The organism is Mesorhizobium sp. CA5, from assembly GCF_020165105.1.
Lineage (GTDB): Bacteria > Pseudomonadota > Alphaproteobacteria > Rhizobiales > Rhizobiaceae > Mesorhizobium.
Genome location: NZ_JAIUHJ010000002.1, coordinates 214,649 through 236,253, shown reverse-complemented (window position 1 = coordinate 236,253; position 21,605 = coordinate 214,649). Strand labels below are relative to the sequence as shown.

The window sequence follows — 21,605 nt, the reverse complement described above, 5'->3', positions numbered from 1 at the left end:
GATGCATGCCGTCTTATCCCACCGGCTCATGGATGCCTGTTGCCCTCTCCGCGGACTTGCCGGCGGGAACCGTTATGCCGGCGCAATCCCCGGCCGGACCGGTTGCCCTTTGGCGAACCCGCTCCGGCCGTGCGGCGGCCTTCGCCGACAGATGCCCTCATCGCGGCATGCGCCTTTCCCACGGCTTCGTACGCGGTGAGACCCTGGCCTGCATCTATCACGGCTGGAGCTACGCCAAGGCGGGAAACTGCCAGCGCATTCCGGCCCATCCGGCATTGACGCCGCCGGACACGATTCGTGTCGCAACGCAGCACGTCGAGGATGGCGGCGGCATCATATGGATTTCGGTTGGCGAACCCGCCGCCGGGCCGCCGCGGTTCGAGGGCCTTGCGCCGCTCCGCTCCATGGTGGTGGAAGCGGGCATCGTGGCGCTGGAGGCGGCCGCGGGCACGACGGCCGCTGGAGACCTGCTCGACTACACCTATGATGACCGGACCGTCCGGCTGCTGCTTGCTCCCGATGGGCAGGCGCGCACGTTGATGCATGTTTTGGTGGACGAGGACAGCAATCCGGACGAGCGTATCGCCGCGTCGAGGGCCGCCGAGGCGCTGCGGCGGGCGGCCGAGGATATTGCACGCGCCGGGATCGCCCGATGACCCGCAACACGATGATCGACGGATGGTACCCTGTCGGCCTTGCTAGCCAGCTCGATGCGCATGGGCGCAGGACGGCCCTGATGGGCGAGCCGATCGCGGTGAGGCGCGGCGAAGATGGAAACGCGAAGGTCACGGGCGGCAACGGACGTGACCTGCCGGCCTGCATCCGCTATGGCCATGTCTGGTCGTCGCTCGGTAATCCACAAAAGCCGCTGTTTGCGATCCCCGAGGCCGATCAGCCGGGCCGCCGGCTCGTCGATGTCGGGGTGGTACGCGTGCGCTGCTCGCCATTGCGTGCGGTGGAGAATTTCCTGGACATCGCGCATTTTCCTTTCGTGCACACCGACATACTGGGGGCCGAGCCGCATACGGAGGTGCAGAACTATAAGGTCGAGATCCGAGAGGACGAAGACGAGGTTTGGGCCACTCAGGTGAAGTTCTACCAGCCGCAGGCCGCCAAGTCGGCGGAAGGTGGCATCACCACGGAATACATGTACCGCGTGCCCGCGCCGACCTGCTCGGTGCTCTACAAGACCTGCCCGCCTCGCCCGGCGGAATGGGACATCATCACACTTTTCGTGCAGCCACTTGCCGAAGACCTGTGCGACGTCTGGCCATGGATGGCGCTGTTCGATGACGAAACACCGATGGCCGACCTGATCCATTTCCAGCAGACGATCTTCGTTCAGGACCGATCGATCCTCGAAAACCAAATTCCGACGCTGCTCCCGCTCGATCCCGGCATGGAGATTCCCACGCGCGCCGACCTTACCTCGGTTGCCTACCGGCGCTGGCTGAAACGCCACGGCTACACCTACGGCGCGCAACTGGTGGCGCAATGAAGCTCTATGACTACGTGCTGTCGCCGAGCTGCTACAAGGTGCGCCTCATGGCTGCGCTGATCGGGGTGACGCTCGACATCCGTCCTGTCGACTTCCATCCCGGTCGCGAGCATCGCGGTCCTGAGCTCATGGCGCTCAATCCGGCCGGTTCGATCCCGATCCTGGAGGATGGCGACCTCGTGCTGACCGAATCCTCGGCCATGCTGGTCTATCTCGCCGTGAAGGCGGCACCCCAATGGCTGGGCAATGATACGGTTGGGCGGGCGGCGCGCGTCCAACAATGGCTCTCCTTCTCGCACCGGCTGACCGCGAGCCTTGGGGCGGCGCGCTTGCACGAGATGCTGCTGCGTCCGGGCAATATCGCCGCCCTTCGGGAGCAGGGAATAGCGGCCCTGCGGGAGCTGGAAGCCGGCCTCGTCGAACAGCATATCCGCGACCAGCGCTTCCTCGCGTCGGATCGACCGACGATCGCCGACATTGCCTGCTTTCCCTATGTTGCGCTGGCGCCGGACGGCGGCGTTTCGCTCGACCCCTATCCGGCGATCCGGCTCTGGTCACGGGCGGTCCGCAGTCTCGAGGGTTTCATCGAGATGCCGGGCATCCACCGGCTGCACGAACTGACGCCCGCGCCCGTCCTCGAAGTCGGCGAGGCCTGACGTGGCGGGCTATTTGCTGAAGGGCTGCGCTGCGGTTATCGTGGACGAGGGCAACGGTCCGGATATCCGACGCAATGTCGATGTCTTGACCGACGGCCCGGCAATACGGGCCATCGGCGCAGGCCTCGACAAGGCAGAGCTGCCCGTTGGAACAATCACGCAGGACGCCGCTGGCTGGTTCGTCTATCCCGGCCTCGTCAACACCCACCACCACTTCTTTCAATGCTTCGTGCGCAACCGCGCCGATCTGGACTGGACGAAGCTGTCGGTCATCGAATGGCTCGACCGCATCTATCCCATTTTCTCGCGGCTGACTGAGGAATGCTTCTACCATGCATCGGTCACGGCGATGGCCGAGCTGATAAAGCACGGCTGCACGACGGCATTCGACCATCAGTATTGCTTTCCGCGGCAGGCGGGCAAGCGGCTGATCGACCGGCAGTTCCAAGCAGCCGAACTGCTCGGCATGCGCTTCCATGCCGGACGTGGCGGCAACACGCTGCCCAAATCGGAAGGCTCGACCATCCCCGACGCCATGCTGGAAACGACCGACGAATTCATCGCCGACTGCGCCCGGCTGATCGACGCCTACCATGATGCCGGTCCCTTCGGCATGCGGCAGGTCGTCGTCGCGCCTTGCCAGCCAGTCAACTGCTATCGCGACACCTTCGTGGAATCGGTGGCGCTGGCGCGCGACCGTGGGGTGCGCATGCATACCCATGTCGGCGAGGGCGAAAGCCCGGTAATCGAGGCCCGTCACGGCATGCGCACGGTGGACTATTGCGCGGACATCGGCTTCTGCGGGCCGGATACCTTCTATGCCCATTGCTGGGAACTGACCCACGACGAGCTGCGCAAGATGGCCGCGAGCGGCACCGGCGTCGCCCACTGCCCGGAACCGGTCTATCTCGTCGGCGCCGAAATCACCGACATTCCGGCGATGTCGGCCTTCGGCCTCCGTGTGGGTCTGGGCTGCGACGGGGCCGCCTCAAACGACAATTCCAACCTGATGCACTGCATCCATTCCGCCTACATGCTGCAGTGCCTGTCGGCGTCGACGCGCGACCATCCGGTGCCGCCGCCGGCCGATTTTCTCGGTTTTGCGACGACCGGAGGCGCGGCATTGCTCGGACGCGGCGACATCGGCAGGCTGGCGCCCCGCATGGCCGCCGACCTTTTCGCCATCGACACGCGGCGCATGGACTATGTCGGCACACGGCACGATCCGCTGAGCCTGCTGGCCAAGGTGGGCATCGGCGCGCCGACCGACATGACCATGATCAACGGCCGCATCGTCTGGGCCAAAGGCGAATTCCCGGGGCTCGACGAGGCCAGACTGTTCGCGGAAGCCGAAGCGGCGCTTGCGACGGTGGAATTTTAGAAACCAAAACAAGGGGAACCGACATGCTGACAAATCTTACCCGCAGAACATTGATGAAAGGCGCGGCCGCCTCTGGGCTCGTCGTGGCAATGGGCGGCCGCGCGCTTGCCGCCGACGAACCTCTGGGCATCGTGCTCGTGGTCCCGTCGCCGGTCGGCGATGTCGGCTGGGGCCGTGCGCTCGCCGACGGGCTTGAGCCTGTGAAGGCAGCCTACGGCGACAAGGTGAAGGTGACCATCATCGAGAACATACAGGAAGGACCCGATGCCGATCGGATCATGAACAAGGCGGTCGCCGACGGGAACAAGTTCCTGGTCGCCGGCTCCTTCGGCTATCAGAACGGCGCCCTGCAGATCGCGCGCCGCAATCCCGACGTAACCGTGCTGCACGCTTCCGGTTTCCAGGTGGCGCCGAACTTCTCGCCCTTCGCGGCCCAATATTCCCAGGGTACCTACCTTATGGGCATGGCGGCAGCCGCGCTTTCGAAGACTGGCAAGCTCGGCTCGGTCTCTGCCTTCGCCATTCCCGAGCTGATCACCTCCATCAACGCTTTCACGCTGGGAGCGCAGGCGGTGAAGCCTGATGTCGAGGTTTCGGTCGTATGGGTGAACTCCTGGTTCGATCCGGCCAAGGAGCAGGAGGCCGCCAAGGCGCTGCTGGCGCAGAAATGCGACGTGATCTTCTCCAACGCGCAGGACACGCCCTCCGTCGTCTCGGCCTGCGAAGAGGCCGGCGTCCCCGCCTTCAACCTCAACTCGTCGATGAAGAAATACGCGCCCAAAACCTATCTCGGCTGCGTGGCGACCGACTGGTCGCCCTTCTTCAAGGCCTCGGTCGACGCCCACATCGCCGGCACCTTCAAGGGCGCAAACGCTTTCCTGGGTGTGGGCGACAAGGTGGTCGAGGTCGTTGACTGGAACCCGGGAATCCCGGCCGACATGATGGCCAGGATCAAGGACGTTGAAGCCAAGATCGCCGACGGCAGCTTCTCGCCCTTTACCGGTCCGATCGTCAAGGCCGACGGCAGCGAGGGCGTGCCCGCCGGCAAGACGATGACCGGGGCCGAGATCGTTGCCATGGACTGGCACGTCAAAGGCGTCACCACGCCGCTGCCCAAGTGACCGTGACCGTCCCGCTCCTGTCGCTGCGCGGCATCTCCAAGAGCTACGGCCAGATTCATGCCAATCGAGACATCGATCTGGATGTGGCTCCACGCTCGATCCATGCGATCCTCGGGGAAAATGGAGCGGGCAAGTCGACGCTGATGAAGCTGATCTACGGCGTCGAGCAGCCGGACGCCGGAATGGCGACCTGGAAAGGAGACCCCCTGGCCCTCGCTTCCCCCGCGGATGCGAGGCGCAAGGGGATCGGCATGGTCTTCCAGCATTTCTCCTTGTTCGAAACACTGACGGTGATGGAGAACATCCGCCTGGTCGTGCCCAAGGGCAAATCGGATCTCGCGGAACACATCCGTGCGCTCGGCCGCGACTTCGGACTCGAGGTCGATCCGCTTGCCCATGTGCACGCGCTCTCGGTGGGAGAACGGCAGCGGGTGGAGATCATTCGCTGCCTGATGACCGAACCCCAGCTTCTGATCCTCGACGAACCGACCTCCGTCCTGCCGCCGCAATCGGTGGACAAGCTGTTCGAGACTTTGCGGCGGCTGCGCGACGGCGGCGTTTCGATCCTGTTCATCTCGCACAAGCTGGAGGAGATCCGGGCGGTCTGCGATCGAGCGACCATCCTGCGCGGCGGGCGCGTCACCGGCCACGTGGACCCGCGCGACCATGACGCGCACGACCTCGCCCGCATGATGATCGGCCGCGACATGCCGCAGCCCATGCCGGCGTTGGCGCATTCCGGCGGCGAAAAGCGCCTCGAAATCGTGGGCCTGGACCATCAGCCTGACGATCCCTTCGCCGTGCCGCTTTGCGACGTCAATCTGACGGTGCGTGCCGGTGAGATCCTCGGCATAGCGGGCATATCGGGCAACGGGCAGAGCGAGCTCGCGGCGCTGATCTCGGGCGAAACGGTGCTGCCGCGCCAAAAGTCCGATTGCATCTACATGATGGGAAAGGATGTCGGCGCGCTCGATACGGCCGCCCGCCGCCGGCTGGGCTTCGCTTTCGTTCCGGAGGAACGGCTCGGCCGCGGCGCGGTGCCGGAAATGTCGCTCGTCCTCAACAGCCTTCTGACCGCCCATCCGTTCGGCCTGCTGAAACGCGGCCTTGTCGACACAGCCCGGGCGAAGGCTTTCACCGAGGACTGCATCCGGCAATACGACGTGCGCACGCCCGGTTCCGAAGCGGAGGCCGGCGCGCTTTCGGGGGGCAATCTGCAAAAGTTCATCGTCGGCCGCGAGATCATGCTGTCCCCGAAATTGCTGTTCGTGGCGCAACCCACCTGGGGCGTGGACATCGGCGCGGCCTCCGCCATCCGCCGGCGCCTTGTCGCGCTGCGCAACGAGGGCATGGGCATCCTCGTCATCTCGGAGGAGCTGGAGGAACTGTTCGAACTCTGCGATTCGATCCAGGTGATCCATCAGGGCCGGCTGAGCCCGCCGCTGGTGACGCGCGACACCAGACCCGAGGAGATCGGCCGCTACATGATCGGCGCGCAATCAATGGCCACGAAGGTCCCGGCATGAGCGCTCTTTCCAGGCCGTTCCTTCCGGTTCTGGTTCGCCGGGAGCATGCCTCGCTTACCGTGAAGCTGGTCGCCCCGCCCATGGCGCTCGCCCTGGCGACGCTGCTTAATCTCGGCCTCTACCTCCTGATGGGCCGCGATCCGGTCGCTATTTTCCACGCGATGCTCCTGGAGCCTTTCCTGTCCTGGGCCTCGTTCTCGGAAGTTCTGCTGAAGACGGGGCCGCTCCTGCTGATCGCGCAGGGGCTTGCGATCGGCTTTCGCGCGAAGGTCTTCAACATCGGCGCCGAGGGCCAGTTCATCCTCGGCGCGATCTTCGCATCCGCCATTCCCGTCTGGTTCCCGCAGGCAACGGGCCAGTGGATCTGGCCATCCATGCTGTTCATCGGCGCGCTGGGCGGCGCGCTGTGGGCGTCGCTAACGGCCTTCTGGCGCGTGAAGCTCAACGCAAACGAGATTCTCGTGTCGCTCATGCTGGCGCTCGTTGCCGCGCAATTGCTCAATTATCTGCTTCTCGGCCCCTGGAAGGATCCGAATGGCTTCAACTTCCCGCAATCGGTGATGTTCCAGTACGACGCGATGGTGCCGATCCTGATCCCCGGCACCCGCGTCAACCTCTCGCTGCTTGTCGCCTGCGCCTTCTCCCTCGGCGCCTGGGTGTTCATGCAGAGGAGTTTCGCAGGGTACAAGCTGCAGGTCGGCGGCCTCGCGCCGCGCGCCGCCGGATACGCTGGCTTCAACGAAGGACGCGCGATCTGGCTTTCGCTCCTCGTCGGTGGCTTCGCGGCAGGCCTCGCCGGAGCGGCCGAGGTCGCCGGGCCGCTCGGACAGTTGCAGCGCTCCATCTCGACCGGCTACGGCTATGCCGCCATCATCGTCGCCTATCTCGGAGGCCTTCACCCGGTCGGTATCGTCCTTTCCGCGTTGCTCATGGCGGCCCTCTATATCGGTGGCGATAACGCCATGGTCTCGGCAAATCTGCCGGTCGCTGCGGTCAGGGTCTTCCAGGGCAGCCTGCTGCTTGCCTATCTTGTCGCCATCGCCTTCGTCCGCTATCGGCTCGAATGGCGCCATGCCGCCCACGCAAGCACGCCATGAACGCCGTGGAGTTCATCATCGCCGGGATGTTGGCGGCGGCTACGCCGTTCCTTCTGGCGGCGCTCGGCGAACTGGTGGCAGAGCGCGCCGGGGTCCTCAATCTCGGTGTGGAGGGCCTGATGGCCCTCGGCGCAGTCATCGCCTTCATCATCGTCTATCAAGGCGGCGGGCATCTCCTGGGTTTCCTCGCCGCTGGTCTCGCCAGCGCCGCTCTTTCCCTTGTCTTTGCGGTCGTGGCGCTGGGATTCCGGGCGAACCAGGTTGCGACGGGCCTTGCCATAGGCATCCTCGGCCAGGGCCTGTCGGCGCTGTTCGGCAAGAGTTTTGAGAGCCTCACGGTCAAAGGGCTTCCGAAGCTCTCATTGCCCTGGCTTTCAGATATCCCGGTCATCGGCCGCCTGTTCAGCCAAGACATTGTCGTGTGGCTTTCGCTCGCTGCGACCGTCGCCATTTGGGCGGTGTTCGCCTACACCAAGACCGGCCTCGTCATCCGCGCCGTCGGCGAGAATCCCAAGGCGGCCCGTGCGCTCGGCTATCCGGTAATCGCCGTGCGCTTCGCCGCGGTCGCTTTCGGCGGCGCGTTGGCGGGTTTTGCCGGTGCCTACGCGGCCGTGGTCTACACTCCGCTCTGGGCCGATGGCATGATCGCCGGGCGCGGCTGGATAGCGATCGCGCTCGTCGTCTTCGGCACTTGGCTTGCCAGCCGTATCTTCCTTGGTGCTTGCCTCTTCGGCGCCGTGTCCCTCGCAAGCCTCGCGGCCCAGACAACTGGGCTCGACGTTTCCTCGCAACTTCTATCGAGCCTGCCTTATCTCGTGACAATCGTCGTGCTGGGCATCATTTCTTCGAACCGGCGTCTGCTCAAGCTCAACGGCGTGGCTTCGCTGGGAGAGCCTTTCGAACCATAGTGCCGCTCGCCGCCCGGGCGCTATAACCCGACATCTGAGCTCAGGTCGCACCATACCCCTGGCGCATGAAGGGTTGACGAGTTTGAGAATGCCGAGCAGCTCGCCGCATAGCTCGGCATGGACCTCGCCGCGCTTGTCGCCGGGCGTGAGCACGATCTCTCCTAACAACGAGCGCAGCGCAGCGGCGGCCGGACGTCCACGCTGGCCCTGGGCAGCGCGAAGCTGATGATAGATGGGCACCACCTCAATCATCCGCTCGGTTCAAGGCTGTCCGGCATCGCCCTTCGGCACTCTTGGTGGAGATTGGCAGCGCCTCTTTGGACACAATTGAGCCATCCGACACGACCGTGCGCTACCGTTAGCGAGCCTGAGCACTGGCGGCCGACGATGAGTGACTGACGAGGCAAGCTGGAACAACTGAGGCCCGCTTTGGTTTTCTCTTTGCTTTCCTCTTTTTTGGACGACTCACATGGAACCTGCTGTCACCGATCGCGTCGAGATCAAGAAATACAATCATCCGACCGGCGGATGGGGCTCGCTCAAGTCTTTGATCCGCAACGCGCGGGACCAGGGGCTGCTGCTGTCCGACATATGGAGCACGTTGCTGAAGCAGAACAAGGCGGACGGCTACATGTGCGTCTCCTGCTCATGGGCGAAGCCGGCCGAGCCGCGGCCTTTCGAGTTCTGCGAGAACGGCGCCAAGGCAACGATGTGGGAGCAGACCAGCAGGCGCTGCGAGCCGTCCTTCTTTGCCACCCATAGAGTGACCGAACTCCTGGATTGGCCGGATCACGATCTTGAGAAACAGGGACGCCTGACGGAGCCGATGCGCTATAATCGCGCCACCGACAGATACGAGCCTGTGGCGTGGCCGGACGCGTTCGGCGATATGGGCGCTCAGCTCAGGCGCCTCGACCCGAAGTCCGTGGTCTTCTACACGTCCGGACGCGCCTCGCTCGAGGCCTCGTTCATGTATCAGCTCTTCGCCCGCATCTACGGCTCTTCGAACCTGCCCGATTCCTCGAACATGTGTCACGAGTCGACGTCGGTCGGCCTACCGGAATCGATCGGCTCTCCTGTCGGCACGGTGCAATTGGAGGACTTCGCCAAATCCGACATGATGTTCTTCTTCGGCCACAATACCGGTGTCACCGCACCGCGCCTGTTACACCCCATCGAGGACGCTCGCCAGCGCGGTGTCCCGGTGATCACCTTCAACCCTCTGCGGGAGCGGGGCTTGGTGAGATTCAAGAACCCGCAGAACCCGGTCGAGATGCTGTCGCCAGGCCCAGGGACGAAAATGTCGAGCGATTTCTTCCAGATCCGGGCGGGCGGGGATATTGCGGCCATGACTGGTATCGCCAAGGCTGTGCTGGCGCTCGATGACGCAGCCCGAGAGCGAGGCGGAAAACGCGTCCTCGATACCGCTTTCATCGAGGAGCATACATACGGCTTTGCCGACTTCGAAGCCTATCTGCGCGCGACCGGTTGGGAAGACATCGTTCGACGTTCCGGCATCTCGCGGGCTGATCTCGAACATGTCGCTGAAATATACAGTTCGGCCAATGCGGTCATCGGCAATTACGGCATGGGGCTCACTCAGCATCGCCACGGCACCGAGAATGTGCAGATGCTGTGCAACCTGCTGCTCATGCGCGGCAATATCGGCAAGCCCGGAGCCGGCATATCGCCGTTGCGCGGACACTCCAACGTGCAGGGACAGCGAACGGTCGGCATTTCCGAAAAGCCGGAGCTTGTTCCGCTCGACAAATTTCGCGACTTCTACGGCTTCGAGCCGCCGCGGGATAAGGGGCTCGATACCGTCGAGACGTGCGAGGGCGTGATCGACGGGCGGGTTCGCGGTTTTGTCGGACTCGGCGGTAATTTCGTGCGGGCCGTTCCGGAAACCGGACTGGTCGAGAAGGCCTGGCGGAACCTCGACCTGCACGTCGAGATCGCGACCAAGCTCAACCGCAGCCATTTGATCGCCGGGAAAGTCACGTATCTGCTGCCATGCCTGTCTCGGCTGGAGAAGGACATTCAGGCCAGCGGGCCGCAATGGGTCTCGATGGAGGATTCGACCGCGTGCATTCACGGCTCCTTCGGGTCGCGGCAAAAACCGAGCGAGCATCTCATGTCCGAGCCGAGCATTGTCGCGGAACTCGCCAAGGCGACCGTCGCCGGCATGAGTTCGGTTCCCTGGGACGACTGGGTCGCTGACTATTCCCGCATCCGCGACGAGATCGAGCGCTGCTTCCCGGCACATTTCAAGGATTTCAACAAACGCTTCCTCACGCCAGGTGGATTCCATCGCGATATCAAGGCGTCGAAGCGCGTCTGGGAAACGCCGAACAAAAAGGCGAATTTCAAGCTGCCCACCACACTGGAAACCGACCCCGACATCGATGTGTCGGGCGAGGACGTACTGACGCTGATCACAGTTCGGTCGAACGACCAGTTCAACACGACCGTGTATGGTTATCGCGATCGGTTGCGCGGCATCATCGGAACGCGAATGGTCTTGCTGATGAACGAGGAAGACATCCGACGGATGGGGCTCAGCGCCGGGCAGGAAGTCGCTCTCGAGGCGCATGCCGATGACGGCGTCGAGCGGCGGGTGGGAGGCCTGCGGGTCACGCCTTACTCCATACCAAGCGGCAACTGCGCCGGCTATTATCCCGAACTCAATCCTTTGATTCCGCTGTGGCACCGGGCTCATAAAGCGCACGTCCCGGCGGCGAAGTCGGTGCCGGTGAGGATCGTCGCATAGCGTCAGGTCCAGGCCGAGAGAACCGTCTCCATGTCGACGGTCTCGACTTGTTGCGCGAAGCGCTGGTGGTAGACGGTCATCAGGCGTCGTGCGTAGCGTCGGAGGAACTGCGCGATCCCGGCCGTATCACAACCTCGGCAGCCAATAGAGCACGACGTAGAGGGGCAGCCATGAGAGCACGACGAAATACCAGTAGAAAGCATTGTCCTCGGCATCGCTGAAGCGTTTGCCCGTTCCATGCCGCGTGAACATCAGCACCGTCAGGACCAGCGTGTCGGCGACGTCTGTCAGCACATGCACGCCATGCAGGCCAAGAAGGAGCCAGACAAAGGAGCCATAGGCATTGTCGCTCCAGCGTACCGGCAAGGCCGAGAATTCCATGATGCGCAGCCCGATAAGCACCAGCCCGATCGCGCTCATGATCAGCAGCAGCAGACGGACCGAGCGCAAACTCTCCTGCGTCGCTGCTCGCTTGATCAGGAAATTCGGCAGTGCGCTGACAACAAGGACGAGCGTGAAGAGCGCCGACCAGAGCAGGCTCAAAGGCACCGCGTCCTTCGCCCAATCCTTGTTGGTGACGGCCAGGTAGAGATAACCGCCGATGCCGAGGGCGAAGCCAGTTCCCTCCAGCAGGCAGAACGAGAAGGTCCCCCACCAGGGGGTGACACGCGAACCGAAGGCATAGGTCGGCAAACCCGAGACATCGATGACGCTGCGGGCCATCTAGACATTCTCCTCGATGGTTTTCGGCCAGAACCAGGCGACCAGCACGATGGCGACGACGGGCGAACCCCAAGTAACCGCCCAGGGCGTGTAGATCGAGCCGATGAACGCGACGGCTGTGGCAAACGCCGCCAGAAAGGGCCAGATCGAGGGCGCCGGCGATTCCTCGCGAATGTCAGGCCGGGCCTCCGTGACGCTCGTCACGAGCAGTTCGCGCTCATCAACCTTGAGGCCGCCGACCACCGCCTTGTCATCGCCCTTATCCCATAGCGGCGAACCGCTTGTGACGCAGGGAATGCGATCGAAGTTCTGCGGCTGGGGCGGCGAACTGGTCGCCCACTCCAACGTGTCGGCGCCCCAGGGATTGTCGCCGGCAAGGGCGCCCGAGCGGGCGCTGGCAATCATGTTGTAGAGCATGAGCAGAAAGCTTGCGAAGAACAGCAGCGCGCCGGTGCTGGCGAGCAGGTTGAGCCCGCCCCAGCCCATCTCCGCGGGGTAGGTGTAGACCCTGCGCGGCATGCCGTGCAGGCCGAGCAGGTGCATCGGAAAAAACGTGACGTTGAAACCAGTGAAGGCGAGGACGAACTGCCATTTGCCGAGCCGCTCATCCATGAGCCGGCCCGTCACTTTCGGGAACCAGTAGTAGACGGCCGCGACAAGCGGAAAGACGGTGCCGCCTATAAGCACGTAGTGGAAATGGGCGACGACGAAATAGGTGTCGTGCACCTGCGTATCGATTGGCACTGACGCCAGCATCACACCCGAGAGCCCGCCGGCGACAAAGATGAAGAAGAAACCGAGCACGAAGATCAACGGCGCCTTGAGCACCGGCTTGCCGTCCCACAGCGTCGCGATCCAGCAGAATATCTGGACCCCGTTCGGAATGGCTATAGCCATGCTGGAGGCGGTGAAGAATGCGGCGCCGATTTCAGGCAGGCCGGTCACGAACATGTGGTGAACCCACAAGCCAAAGGACAAAAAGCCGATCGCGATCAGCGACAGCACCATCGGCAAATAGCCGAAGACCGGCCGCCGGGAGAATGTCGCCACGATCGCCGACACGAAAGCGGTTCCAGGCAGGAAGATGATGTAGACTTCGGGGTGACCAAAGAACCAGAAAAGGTGCTGCCAAAGCAGCGGATCGCCGCCCGCGTCCGGATTGAAAAACTGCGTGCCGACCAGCCGCTCCATGATCAGCATAGACGAGGCGAGCATGATCGCCGGCATGGCGAAGATGATGATGAAGGAATGGACGAGCATCGTCCATACGAAGAGTGGAATGCGGTCGAGCGTCATGCCCGGGGCGCGCTGCTTCAGGACTGTGACGACGATCTCCACCGAGACTGCGAGCGCTGCGACTTCGGTAAAAGTGATCATCTGCGCCCAATAGTCCGGCCCCTTGCCTGGAGTGAAATTCAGATTTGCGAGGGGTACGTAGGAGAACCACCCGACATCAGGGCGGATGCTCAACGCGAAACCGCCCCACAACATCAGGCCGCCGAACAGATAGACATAGTAGGAGAAGGCATTGAGACGCGGAAAGGCGATGTTGCGGGTGCCGACCATGAGCGGCACCAGATAGACGGCGAACGCCTCGCCGACCGGCACCCCGAACAGGAACATCATCGTTGTGCCATGCATGGTGAAAAGCTGGTTGTAGAGCTCGGCGTCGACGAAGTGGCTGTCCGGCCGTGCGAGCTGCAGCCGCATGATGATCGCCATGATGCCGCCGGCCAACAGGAAGACGAAGGCAGTGACGGCATAGCGGATGCCGATGATCTTGTGATCGACTGTCGAAAGAATGCCTATCAGACCACGCGCCGTGCCCCAGGTCTTGCTCAGCCTTGCGCGCAGCTCCTCGTCACCCAGATCGGTGTCACGGGTTTCGTGACGTTCTTCGACCGCCTGGCTCATCGCGAATGCTCCGAAAGGGCGGCGGACGGAGACGGTGCCGCGGAAGCAACGACATTTTGTTGCTTCGTAAGATGAGCCATCGGCCTTGCGGGCGCGGCCTGTTTTGCGCGCCAGCGTTCGAATTCGCTCGGCTCCAGTGCCACCACGAAGATCGCCATATGCGCATGCTGCTGACCGCAGAATTCGGCACATTGGCCGCGGTACACGCCGGGCTTGTCCGCTTGGATACGGAGTTCATTGCTTTTGCCTGGAATGAGATCGAGCTTGCCGGCAAGGCTCGGTATCCAGAACGAGTGGATCACGTCACCCGTGGTGAGCTTGATATCGACCGCGCTGCCTACCGGAATGCGAATCTCGTTTGCCGTCTCGAAACCATTCTTTCCTTCGTAGCGGACCTGCCACCACCATTGGTGCCCTATGACCGATATTGTTACGGCCGCCCCGGCCCCATCCCTGAAAACCATCCTTTGTCCGTCGAAGCTGAGCACGGTCAGGCCCGAGAGAATGATGACGGTCGATGCCAGCATCGCAGCAAAGGCGATACGCACCTGCCGTTTGACGGCTGGACGCGCTTGCGCCGGTTCGCCGCGACTATCTCGCCGGCGTGTCAGCGCGAAGAACAACCCGGCCATGGTGACCAGCCAGACAAGTCCGAGCACGGCCGTGAATATCCAGAACAGAACAGCCAGAGCGTCGGCCTGCTCGCCGTGCGGATCGAGGGCCGACTGCACACCCGTGCAGCGAGAGGCGAGAGCGGATCCGCCGGCGGCAGCCGTGAGGCGGGCCAACACCCGCCAATTGGGGGCTCTTCGAAACAGAGGAAACAGAGCATCCGGAACTCGCCGGTGCCGTTCCGTGTTGTGGGCTTCGTAGGGTGCCGAAGAGGCTGAGCCGTGAGTCTGAAACGCGATATCAGGATTTTCCGCGAACACGGGTTCTACGTTGCGACACTCCTCGCCTTCTGCCTGATCGGCGGCGTTCTTCTGTTCTGCGGCATCTACGCGCCATAGCTGCGACAGGAGGCCGGGACAGGCTGCAGTCCCGAAATTCCATGTCTCGTAAGGCCGCCGGAAGTGCATTCAGCCTGGTTCACCCGCAAAGGATGCTTCAGCCGGCTGTCTGCTCAGGCCGTCTGTGCGGAGTTGGAACTGGCAGGATGGGATAAAGTTCCTTGAACCGATTTCGAGGCGCCTTGTACAGCAGGCGCATTGTGCTCACCGAGGACCTTCAGCACGTCTGGAAAAATAGGCCGATACCGCCCGTATATCGTCGTCCGTGAGGCGTTGGGCTGCGGTAGCCATGATATGCCAGAACGGCGTGCCGCCTCGGTCCTCGGACCGGAACAGCTTCAGCTGCCGCTCCAGGTAAGCGGCATGCTGACCGTTAAGGCGTGGATAAACCTGATTTTTGTCGGAGCCGAGATGGCAGCCGGAACAGGCAGGCACGTTCCGCTCCGGAATTCCGGCCTCAGCGATTTGCTGTCCCTTGTTGATCACCTCCGCCGAAACTTGATCGCGGTCCGCTGATACCGACGGCTGCGCCGCGAAATACCGGGCAAGCGCAGCCAGATCGGCGGGGTCGACGCCAGTCACCGGCAGAGCCATGAAGCCGCTCGTGCGATCGCCTTTGGCATAGGCTTGAAGGCTGGCGAGCAGGTAAGCTTCTTTCTGCCCGGCCAGCACGGGCACGGCGTCACCCCTGCCCTCGCCGTCGCCTCCGTGGCAGCGCATGCAGTCGGAGAGAACATCCGGGGTGGCGGGTTGCCGATCGCTGCTGGTAGCATCGCTGCCATTGAAGGCAAGCGCTCGAAATTCATTCGGATTGAGCTTTGGCAGTTCCCGCAGGAAAGCAACCATTGCCCAGACCTCGTCATCGCGGTCGCGGGCCGGCCAGGCGGGCATGCCGGTGAACCGTATTCCATGCTTGACGATCCGAAAAAGCTGGGCGTCGGTCCAATCTCCGACCGTGAGCGCAAGATCCGGCGGTTGCGGAAGCATCCGCAGCACCGCCGGCGAGCGGAGCTCGCCGGGTGCGCCGTGGCAGATCGCGCAGCCTCGCGCGAAATGTCCGGCTGCCGCCGGGAGCCCCCGCCGGTCGAGCGTTTTCGGCGCGTCCACGGCCAATGCATAGGTGCGTACGGCCGAGCGCATGGCGAGTTGAAGGAACCAGGCCGTCACCTTCCAATGGCCGCTGCTGGCGCCGACGTTGAAAAAGCCGATCCATGCCCCAAGCAACAGGACGACAGGCAAACCGATGGCGCCGAATACGACATGCTTCACGCGGATCATCATCGGCTGGTTCGCCACGCGAACGGTGTCTTCTTCGGCAGTAGCATTGGACGACGCTGTCCCGAATTCGGTACGAGAACCAGGCGTCATTTCAAGGCTTTCAAATATCGCGCGATCGCCTGGATTTCGGTTTGCGGCAGCATGTCGAACGCCGGCATTTTCACGCCTGGCTTGAACAGATCAGGGCGAGCGACAAAACGTGCAATGGCTTCCTCGGTGTTAGGCAGGACCCCGGCGCCGATCGCTGATCGCGATCCGACATGGGAAAGGTCCGGGCCAATCGACCCGCGGGCCTCGGTGCCTCTTATGGTATGGCATGCACCACAACCGTTGCTCAGGAACAGCGACAGTTCGACGACCTTCGCTTGTTGATGCCCGAGTTCCTCGGCTGCGACCCAGTTGCTGGCATAGGCAAGGAACCAAAATGCGAAGCCTACCAGAAGGCCGGCGTTTGCTGACATGACAACCGCTCCCGCGCTTTAACTTTGCAGGATGGGCGAGGTTCCATTCCCGCGGGCGCCGGGGCTGCGGTCTTTTGGCGGTCAACCGCTAGCGAAGGCGGTGGTTCAGCCTGGAGACCTTTTCCAGTCGAACACGTCGAAGCCGATCACAGTTATTCGTCGAGAATCCGGGCAAGTTGCGCAAAAGACTGCTGCCACAGATTATCGAGAAGGCACCGATTGCGGCCGGGAGGCCCTGGGGTTGCCGCGGAAGGCGGTCCTACTTGGAATCTCGATTCTTGTTATGGGCACTTTCTTGATTTTTGCCGCGAAGGATATTGCGATCGTCTGGATCGACCAGGTCAGGCGTATCGCCCCTGAGGCTCGACCCCTTCCGCCGTGCCTCGCGCTCCGCCGCCGACCGCTTCAGCTCCGCTTTGGCCTCGAATTCCTTGGGCGCGTTCTTCGTATTCTCACGCTTCTCGATGACACGTATCTGCTGATCGTGGGTGGTGCGTCCAGTCATTGCTCGCTCCTGTCTTTTTGACGGTAACGGCAGTTGGACTCGATCGTTCCGCATACGAGGAGTTTCCTTGGGCATAAATGCAATATGGCAAGAGTAGCGGCCTTGGCGTCGGCAAGTCCGGGCTCATCTGGACAGACGGCGCGCCCGCGGGTCGGTGCAAAGCGTCTCGGACGACATCGGAAGACCGCTGCCTCAACTGTCGCGCTGATGGAGGGGAGCGGGACTTGTCCGAGAATTGCCAATATCTTCTAATCCCGAAAGCTCGTTATCCGAGCAGAGCAGCCGCGGGTGCGCCGGATCGGTAATGTCGAGCTTGTCCCAAGGTATGCGATAGAGGCCCGACCTGCGACGCAGCTTGAAAAAATCGAGCAATGCGGTGCCGACGGTCGACGCGGACAGACGTTCGAACGCCGCGAAGATGCCGATATGAAATTCGGTGACGACGAGATCGTCACCATCCTGCTCGGCGATGATCTCCTCGATGTAGCCGATGCTCTTGCCGCTTTCTGAGCACACGCGCCGACCGGCCAGATGCTCGAGGTTTACATTCGTCATCGTCAGGCTCCCGGGATCCGGCCGACGACGTGATCGCGCAACCAGTGCTGCCAGGCAAAGATCTTCGTCCTGCGAACGTCGATATCGAATTCGATGTCGACACCGATGTCGCGCACCTTGTGCCACGCGATCCGGTGCGGCCGTGCCTGGCGCTTGCCGCCAAGCTTTGCCGCGAGCCGCGCGGTCCATCGGCCGGGTCGCGCGCCAAGCCGACGCGCCAGCGCGATCGAGCCAAGCTCGATCGCAATGACCCTGGGCGGCTTGCCTTGCCTCAGCTCGGCGACCAGGCCATCAACCTTGCCGATCTTGACCTGCTCGCGATCGACGACCTGCTTGTCCAATATATCGCGCAGCAGCTGCATCATGTGCCTCCGAATATCTGCAGCGGAATGGTCACCACCGCCAGCACGAAGCCGAGCGCGATGACGAAGATCACGGCCGCGTTCGAAATGACACCGTTGCGATGCTTGCCGACATAGCGGTCGTCGTTCAGCAGGAAAAGGAACGGCACGACCGTCAGCGGCAGGCTGGCCGCGGTCAGCGCCATCGAGAAGATGGTGAGCTTCAACGGGTCCAGACCGAGCGCTATCGGGACGGCGGCGAGGAAGAGCGTCAATGTGTAGACGAGGCTGAATCCGGGATCATCGCGCGGCTTCAGATCCTCACCCCATGTCCAACCGAATCCCTGCGCGACCAGATAGGCCTGCTGCAAAGCTACTTCGAGAGCGGCTCCGAAACAGGCAATGCCCAGCGAAGCAACGAAAAGGACGAAGCCCCAGAAGCCGAAGATCGGGATCAGCATCAGCGGAAGCTGGTTATAGTCATCCACCTGGTTCACGCCATTGGCGCCGAGCACAAGCGCGGCCACGATCAGCACGGCGATCGAGATTGTCCCTCCGAAGCCCATGCCAAGGCCGGCAATCGCCCGATTGGCGCCGAGGTAACTCTTGTCCCATTGGTCCTCGATCGCGCCCGACGAATAGAACATGAAAAGATAAGGCGAGATCGATGCGCCGAGAATGCTGACGGCCATGAACCAGTAGGTCGCCGTGTCGTGCTGCGGCAGGCTGGGCACGGCCCCGACCGCCACCTCTTTCCAGTCGGGGCGGAGCATCACCGCCCCGACTACGAAGCAGAGCGTGACCAGGCCAAGCATCGATACCCCTTTCTCGATGAGGCCGAACGTGCCTTTCCACAGCAGCAGCCAGGCAAGGAAAGCGACCGGCAAGGCCCACCACTGGAAACCGATTCCTGTGGCAAGCTCGGCGGCAATGGCAACGCCGCCTAGCTCGGCGGACAGCACCAGGAAGTTGACCAGCAAGACCGTAAGCAGCGGCCAAATGAAAGCATGAAAGCCGAAACGTTCGCGAATACCGTCGGCAATGGTGTGATGGCTCACGGCGGCAAACCGGCCAGCCATCTCGACCAGGAAGGCTATGCAGACGGTGCCAAGTACAATCGCCCAGATGAGCTGGTAGCCGAACAATGCACCGGCCTGCGCCGCCGTCGCCATCGAGCCGACCTCCAGGAAGCCGCCGACGCTGGTCACGACACCGAGTGAAATTTCAAGCAGCTTCTTCATTGCTGCTGCGCAAAATACTGGCGATAGGCCGCGGCGAGATCCGCTTGCGCGGCGCGAAGATCCTGCCGCGCCTGTCTGGCCTGGATCTGCTGTTCAGCCTTAACGGCGCGCTCGGCCGCGGCTGCTGCGATCGTCAGCCGGCCGACCGCCGACTTCAGCGCGTCCCGCTTTGCGATATCGGATGAAGGGGCCGATTGAACTTGCCGGTCGGCGTCACCAAGCGTGCCAGCAAAGGATTGCAGGGCCGCAGATGCATAGTGCGGCGGTGCGGCGCCGGAAAGCCAGGCATTGATCACCAATACCGCCGCCTCCCCCGTCGAGGCGGCAAGCTTCGATTGCTGTTCGACGGTTTCAGATGAGGAGCAGGAGGCAAGCGCCAGTGCAAGCACCGGGAATAAAAGCAGACTCCGCCAGGCAATGCTGCTCAATTGCTTCCTCTCGCTGCTTCTTCAAACATGAAGATAAGGCAGCATCGATCGGAAGGTTCCACTCACTTGGACGGCAGTGTCCGTTGGCGCAGTTCCGGCAACTCGTCTACTGATGAGTTGCTCAACTTCGCTTCGAAAGCTGTAGTCATCGACCTGCCAGCTCGAGCGCTGGCGAAGACCTTTTCTCATGTAGCGAGACCGCTTGAGGACACGATGGGGTGGCTCGACTTTGACAGTGCGACCCAACAGAAGAATGCATGTTGATCGAACGATTTCTAAGCCTGAAGGTCGACCCAGAGTACCCTCTGACCTGACGCGACACACCGATGGAACATCTCGACGCAGATCGGCTCCGCGCTGTCATTGGAGCCATTTTCGAGCTGTTCGACGCTCTTTGGAGCTAATCGAAGTCTTCCATTTTCGCCAGATGAGAATGCAACGTTCAGGCCCGCCATCATGGCGGCCATGGGTCATTCGTCAAAAACCGTGACGGACAACTACGTCCCGAAGCAAACAAGAAGCGGATCGCGGTGGATATCGCTCGCACCAGAAATGATCGCGAGGCGAAACGCGATGCAATGAAGCAGCCAGCTGTCCTGCGAGTCATCAAATGATCAAATTGGCGACGCCCAGCGGCTCGGTCTGCTCGTCGGTCTTGACCAGGATGGCACGGTCGGCGCCCATGGCGAGCGCGGTGCGCAGCGTCTCCTGCGCCTGCTGCGGGCCGATCGAGACGACGATGATCTCTTCAGCCTTGCCGGCTTCCTTGATGCGGATGGCTTCTTCGATCGCGATCTCGTCAAACGGGTTCATCGCCATCTTGACGTTGGCAAGCTCGACGCCCAGTCCGTCGGCTTTCACCCGGACCTTGACGTTGGCGTCCACAACCCGCTTCACGGGCACAAGGATCTTCATTTCCGTTTTCCCTGAAATCAAATTGGGAGCGCCGGTCGGCTCAGTTTGACACGGCTCAAATCACCGCTTCTTCGAGAAACGGTTCATTCCGCGGTATGCGCTCGTAGCTGAACGGCGACAGGTCGAGCGTCTGAAAAGCCCCGTGGACAATCAGCTCCGAGACCGCCCGGCCGACGGCAGGCGACTGCTGCAGGCCATGGCCGGAGAAACCGTTGGCGAACATGAAGTTGGTCACCTCCGGGTGGAAGCCGACGATACCGTTGTGATCGAGCATGTTGTATTCGTAATGGCCGGTCCAACTGGTCTGCACCTTCAACGCGTCGAAGGCTGGAATGCGGTGCCAAAGCGCCGGCCAGATGTAGTCGTCGAACTCTTCAAAATGCATCTCGAAATCGTCGTATTCGGCCGGCCCGTCGCCCTGCGGCGTGTTGCCGGTGAGGAAGAGCTCGCCTTCGGGGCGTACGAATGTGCCGGAAAGATCGATGACATTGGGCATCCGCCCGGGGATGGGATTGGCGCTGGCGAAAACAAAACTGTAGCGCTTGTAGGGAGCAACCGGGATGGACAAGCCAGCCATGGCGGCGACCTGCTGTGCGCGTGGACCGGCGGCGTTGACTAGGGTTCCGCAACGAACCGTCTGGCCGGTCGAGAGACGGGCCGAGACGACCCGGCCTTCGGAAACATCCAAATCCGTCACGGCGTTGTCGATATATTCCACGCCGCTCGCTCGCGCCGCGCGGCGGAACCCATTAAGCAAGCCCATGGAGTCGAACCAGCCCTCTTCGCGCGAACCCCACGAACCTCCGCCGAGGTCGTCGACATTCAGCCAGGGAAAACGTTCCTTCAACGCGCCCGGTCCGAGGAAGACTGTGTGAGCCCCGAGGCTGCGCTGCAGCTCAACCCGCTCACGCGCCGCGTCCACGCCTTCGGGCGAGCAGCAGTAGAGATATCCGTGTTCCTTCAAGCCGAGATCAGGCGCGGGCTCATTGGTGTAGAACGGCGCCATCCGCTCCTGAAAACCGCGGATGATCTCGATGCCGAACTGGCTGATCTTCACATTGATCGGGTTGGAATACTGCTGGCGGATTGCGCTGGTGGAGAGCGCCGTCGAGGAGAACTCGTAGCTTGAGTCGCGTTCGACCACGAGGATCGACGCGCCGCTGCCCAGCGCCTGGCTCAGCCAGTAAGCGGTCGACGAACCGATCACCGCGCCACCGACGATGACGATGTCGTAGGCGTCCCGGGAAGGCGCCTTGTAAGGAGGAATTGCCATGACT

20 protein-coding genes and 2 pseudogenes are annotated in these 21,605 nt (G+C 62.5%); 9 read left to right on the top strand and 13 right to left on the bottom strand.

Going from position 1 to position 21,605, the window contains the following annotated elements; all coding sequences use genetic code 11:
- Positions 1–5: 5 nt before the first annotated feature.
- The 9 genes from LB529_RS04075 to LB529_RS04035 all read left to right on the top strand — a co-directional run bounded on the left by LB529_RS04075 (position 6) and on the right by LB529_RS04035 (position 10,957).
- Positions 6–656 carry a Rieske 2Fe-2S domain-containing protein gene (locus LB529_RS04075; protein ID WP_224523004.1) on the top strand — a complete coding sequence of 217 codons (651 nt, stop codon included), beginning with the start codon at positions 6–8 and terminating at the stop codon, positions 654–656.
- Entirely contained in the window at positions 653–1,498 is an 846-nt protein-coding gene (locus LB529_RS04070; protein ID WP_224710271.1) for an aromatic ring-hydroxylating oxygenase subunit alpha, read from the top strand. The genes LB529_RS04075 and LB529_RS04070 overlap by 4 nt, the downstream gene beginning before the upstream one ends.
- A complete protein-coding gene (locus LB529_RS04065) occupies positions 1,495–2,154 on the top strand; it encodes a glutathione S-transferase family protein (RefSeq protein ID WP_224710269.1) in 660 nt (219 codons plus the stop codon). Before LB529_RS04070 ends, LB529_RS04065 begins: the two co-directional genes overlap by 4 nt.
- 1 nt (position 2,155) lies before the next feature.
- Entirely contained in the window at positions 2,156–3,535 is a 1,380-nt protein-coding gene (locus tag LB529_RS04060; RefSeq protein ID WP_224710268.1) for an amidohydrolase, read from the top strand.
- Positions 3,536–3,561: 26 nt separating this feature from the next.
- Positions 3,562–4,656, top strand: a complete 1,095-nt coding sequence (locus LB529_RS04055; RefSeq protein WP_224523351.1) for a BMP family ABC transporter substrate-binding protein — start codon at positions 3,562–3,564, stop codon at positions 4,654–4,656.
- A gap of 2 nt (positions 4,657–4,658) precedes the next feature.
- A complete protein-coding gene (locus tag LB529_RS04050; protein ID WP_224710407.1) occupies positions 4,659–6,182 on the top strand; it encodes an ABC transporter ATP-binding protein in 1,524 nt (507 codons plus the stop codon).
- Entirely contained in the window at positions 6,179–7,279 is a 1,101-nt protein-coding gene (locus LB529_RS04045) for an ABC transporter permease (protein WP_224710267.1), read from the top strand. Before LB529_RS04050 ends, LB529_RS04045 begins: the two co-directional genes overlap by 4 nt.
- On the top strand, positions 7,276–8,187 hold the full coding sequence (locus LB529_RS04040; protein WP_224630782.1) for an ABC transporter permease: 912 nt from the start codon (positions 7,276–7,278) through the stop codon (positions 8,185–8,187). The genes LB529_RS04045 and LB529_RS04040 overlap by 4 nt, the downstream gene beginning before the upstream one ends.
- A 469-nt stretch (positions 8,188–8,656) precedes the next feature.
- Positions 8,657–10,957: an FdhF/YdeP family oxidoreductase gene (locus LB529_RS04035; RefSeq protein WP_224710266.1), complete on the top strand. Its 2,301-nt coding sequence runs from the start codon at positions 8,657–8,659 to the stop codon at positions 10,955–10,957.
- A gap of 2 nt (positions 10,958–10,959) precedes the next feature.
- Here LB529_RS04035 and LB529_RS04030 read toward each other — a convergent pair.
- The 13 genes and pseudogenes from LB529_RS04030 to LB529_RS03970 form a co-directional block, all read right to left on the bottom strand.
- Positions 10,960–11,069: pseudogene (locus LB529_RS04030) on the bottom strand (cysteine hydrolase); the annotation flags it as partial.
- Between the two features lie 14 nt (positions 11,070–11,083).
- Positions 11,084–11,680: a heme-copper oxidase subunit III gene (locus LB529_RS04025; RefSeq protein ID WP_224710265.1), complete on the bottom strand. Its 597-nt coding sequence runs from the start codon at positions 11,678–11,680 to the stop codon at positions 11,084–11,086.
- Positions 11,681–13,594, bottom strand: a complete 1,914-nt coding sequence (ctaD, locus tag LB529_RS04020) for a cytochrome c oxidase subunit I (RefSeq protein WP_224710264.1) — start codon at positions 13,592–13,594, stop codon at positions 11,681–11,683. It lies immediately after the preceding gene.
- Positions 13,591–14,382: a cytochrome c oxidase subunit II gene (gene coxB / locus LB529_RS04015; RefSeq protein WP_224710263.1), complete on the bottom strand. Its 792-nt coding sequence runs from the start codon at positions 14,380–14,382 to the stop codon at positions 13,591–13,593. The genes ctaD and coxB overlap by 4 nt, the downstream gene beginning before the upstream one ends.
- Before the next feature lie 426 nt (positions 14,383–14,808).
- A complete protein-coding gene (locus LB529_RS04010; protein ID WP_224710262.1) occupies positions 14,809–15,972 on the bottom strand; it encodes a c-type cytochrome in 1,164 nt (387 codons plus the stop codon).
- The gene (locus tag LB529_RS04005; RefSeq protein ID WP_224710261.1) at positions 15,969–16,343 is read right to left on the bottom strand and encodes a c-type cytochrome; all 375 of its coding nucleotides are present in this window, start codon (positions 16,341–16,343) and stop codon (positions 15,969–15,971) included. The genes LB529_RS04010 and LB529_RS04005 overlap by 4 nt, the downstream gene beginning before the upstream one ends.
- 259 nt (positions 16,344–16,602) lie before the next feature.
- Positions 16,603–16,848 carry a hypothetical protein gene (locus LB529_RS04000; RefSeq protein ID WP_224523015.1) on the bottom strand — a complete coding sequence of 82 codons (246 nt, stop codon included), beginning with the start codon at positions 16,846–16,848 and terminating at the stop codon, positions 16,603–16,605.
- Positions 16,849–17,040: 192 nt separating this feature from the next.
- Positions 17,041–17,403, bottom strand: a complete 363-nt coding sequence (locus LB529_RS03995) for a hypothetical protein (protein ID WP_224523016.1) — start codon at positions 17,401–17,403, stop codon at positions 17,041–17,043.
- Between the two features lie 2 nt (positions 17,404–17,405).
- Complete coding sequence (locus LB529_RS03990) at positions 17,406–17,765, bottom strand: hypothetical protein (RefSeq protein WP_224710260.1); 360 nt, start codon at positions 17,763–17,765, stop codon at positions 17,406–17,408.
- A complete protein-coding gene (locus LB529_RS03985) occupies positions 17,765–18,985 on the bottom strand; it encodes an NRAMP family divalent metal transporter (protein WP_224710259.1) in 1,221 nt (406 codons plus the stop codon). The genes LB529_RS03990 and LB529_RS03985 overlap by 1 nt, the downstream gene beginning before the upstream one ends.
- Positions 18,982–19,413 (bottom strand): hypothetical protein, encoded by a 432-nt coding sequence (locus LB529_RS03980; RefSeq protein WP_224710258.1) that lies wholly within the window; start codon positions 19,411–19,413, stop codon positions 18,982–18,984. The genes LB529_RS03985 and LB529_RS03980 overlap by 4 nt, the downstream gene beginning before the upstream one ends.
- A 612-nt stretch (positions 19,414–20,025) precedes the next feature.
- Positions 20,026–20,328, bottom strand: a pseudogene (locus tag LB529_RS03975) (electron transfer flavoprotein subunit beta/FixA family protein); the annotation flags it as partial.
- 55 nt (positions 20,329–20,383) lie between these two features.
- Complete coding sequence (locus tag LB529_RS03970) at positions 20,384–21,601, bottom strand: NAD(P)/FAD-dependent oxidoreductase (RefSeq protein ID WP_224710256.1); 1,218 nt, start codon at positions 21,599–21,601, stop codon at positions 20,384–20,386.
- Positions 21,602–21,605: the final 4 nt, after the last annotated feature.